This is a genomic window from Mesorhizobium sp. WSM4829, assembly GCF_055811475.1.
Window position 1 is genome coordinate 1 of record NZ_JBVVQJ010000077.1, and the last position, 2500, is coordinate 2500.

1 tRNA gene and 2 rRNA genes (1 of these 3 cut by a window edge) are annotated in these 2500 nt (G+C 54.9%); all 3 read right to left on the minus strand.

Going from position 1 to position 2500, the window contains the following annotated elements:
• Positions 1 to 55: 55 nt before the first annotated feature.
• Positions 56 to 132 (minus strand) — tRNA-Met (locus AC0L17_RS33815).
• 141 nt (positions 133 to 273) lie between these two features.
• Positions 274 to 388 (minus strand): 5S ribosomal RNA (gene rrf, locus AC0L17_RS33820).
• A gap of 297 nt (positions 389 to 685) precedes the next feature.
• Positions 686 to 2500, minus strand: a 23S ribosomal RNA gene (locus AC0L17_RS33825); it runs 1013 nt beyond the window's last position.

Sequence of the window (2500 nt, forward strand, 5' to 3'; positions counted from 1 at the left end):
CGCGCCAGGCTGCAAACGCAAAACGGCCCGCGTGAAGCGGGCCGTTTTGAGGATTTGGTTGCGGGGACAGGATTTGAACCTGTGACCTTCAGGTTATGAGCCTGACGAGCTACCGGGCTGCTCCACCCCGCGTCAACTTTTCAAGCAAGTCAGCGCTTTACTTATGTACAAGCTTTCGCCAACTGAAAGGGCCGCTTGCGCGGCCCGAGTTCCCGATTGGCGGGCCTGTTTTGTAAGGAGAAGACTGGATTTTTTGCAACGTGCGTTTTGCAGACCTGGCAGCGACCTACTCTCCCGCGTCTTGAGACGAAGTACCATCAGCGCTGGAGCGTTTCACGGCCGAGTTCGGAATGGGATCGGGTGCAGCCGCTCCGCCATAACCACCAGGTCGGCAAAGCGCACGTTGCTCGAGAAGCTTTTTGAGCGAATAGCCAATAGTGAGTAGCGAATAGGGGACCCTATTTTCTGCTCTCTCCTGAGCTGTTCGCTGGTCTTATGTGTGCCTTTACCGTTCTTTTGGTCTTGGCGCCTTTCGAAGCGAAGCTTCGCAAGGTCGACCGACCGTCGGCGCGGATGCGCCGCACCCACGTAGCGCCGCCCGCAGGGCGGAACAAGCGTGAGTGAGAACAGACCATCTCGGCGCAATCCGAAGGATTGTCGCCCAAAATGGGCATAGGGAATGAGAACGATCAAGCCGATCGAACTATTAGTACCGGTAAGCTTCAAGCGTTGCCGCTCTTCCACACCCGGCCTATCAACGTGGTCGTCTTCCACGGTTCTCAGGGAATACTCGTTTTAAGGTGGGTTTCCCGCTTAGATGCCTTCAGCGGTTATCCCGTCCGGATATAGCTACCCTGCTATGCGGCTGGCGCCACAACAGGTCCACCAGAGATCCGTCCATCCCGGTCCTCTCGTACTAGGGACAGATCCTTTCAATATTCCTACACCCACGGCAGATAGGGACCGAACTGTCTCACGACGTTCTGAACCCAACTCACGTACCGCTTTAAATGGCGAACAGCCATACCCTTGGGACCTGCTCCAGCCCCAGGATGCGATGAGTCGACATCGAGGTGCCAAACAACCCCGTCGATATGGACTCTTGGGGGTCATCAGCCTGTTATCCCCGGCGTACCTTTTATCCGTTGAGCGATGGCCCTTCCACGCGGGACCACCGGATCACTATGACCGACTTTCGTCTCTGCTCGACTTGTCAGTCTCGCAGTCAGGCAGGCTTATGCCATTGCACTCAGCGAACGATTTCCGACCGTTCTGAGCCCACCATCGCGCGCCTCCGTTACTCTTTAGGAGGCGACCGCCCCAGTCAAACTACCCACCATACATTGTCCCGGACCCGGATGACGGGCCGCGGTTAGACATCCATAGTGATAAGGGTGGTATTTCAAGGGTGGCTCCACCTGAGCTGGCGCCCAGGTTTCAAAGCCTACCACCTATCCTACACATGCCACTACGAATGCCAATGTAAAGCTATAGTAAAGGTGCACGGGGTCTTTCCGTCTAACCGCAGGAACCCCGCATCTTCACGGGGAATTCAATTTCACTGAGTCTATGCTGGAGACAGCGGGGAAGTCGTTACGCCATTCGTGCAGGTCGGAACTTACCCGACAAGGAATTTCGCTACCTTAGGACCGTTATAGTTACGGCCGCCGTTTACTGGGGCTTCGATTCAGAGCTTGCACCCCTCCTCTTAACCTTCCAGCACCGGGCAGGCGTCAGACCCTATACGTCGTCTTGCGACTTCGCAGAGCCCTGTGTTTTTGATAAACAGTCGCTACCCCCTGGTCTGTGCCACCCTCCTCCACTTGCGTGGAAAAGGGTCACGCTTCTTCCGAAGTTACGCGTGCAATTTGCCGAGTTCCTTCAGCATAGTTCTCTCAAGCGCCTTGGTATACTCTACCAGTCCACCAGTGTCGGTTTCGGGTACGGTCTATAAGGAGGAGCTATTTCCTGGAACCACGCAGCAGCCCGTTCAATCCGATAAGATTGGACTACCTCAATGATCCGTCACTTCCTCCAGGCCCACGAATATTAACGTGGTTCCCATCGTCTACGCATTTCTGCCTCGACTTAGGGGCCGGCTAACCCTGCTCAGATTAGCTTTAAGCAGGAACCCTTGGACTTTCGGCGGGGGAGTCTCTCACTCCCCTTACGTTACTCATGTCAGCATTCGCACTTCTGATACCTCCACCACCCCTCACGGGTATGGCTTCATCAGCTTACAGAACGCTCCGCTACCGCAGCGTAATCCCGAAGGATTATCGCCACCCTAAGCTTCGGTGTATGGCTTGAGCCCCGTTACATTTTCGGCGCAAAGACCCTTATTTAGACCAGTGAGCTGTTACGCTTTCTTTAAATGATGGCTGCTTCTAAGCCAACATCCTGGTTGTTTTGGGATCCTCACATCCTTTCCCACTTAGCCATAACTTGGGGACCTTAGCTGTAGGTCAGGGTTGTTTCCCTTTTCACGACGGACGTTAGC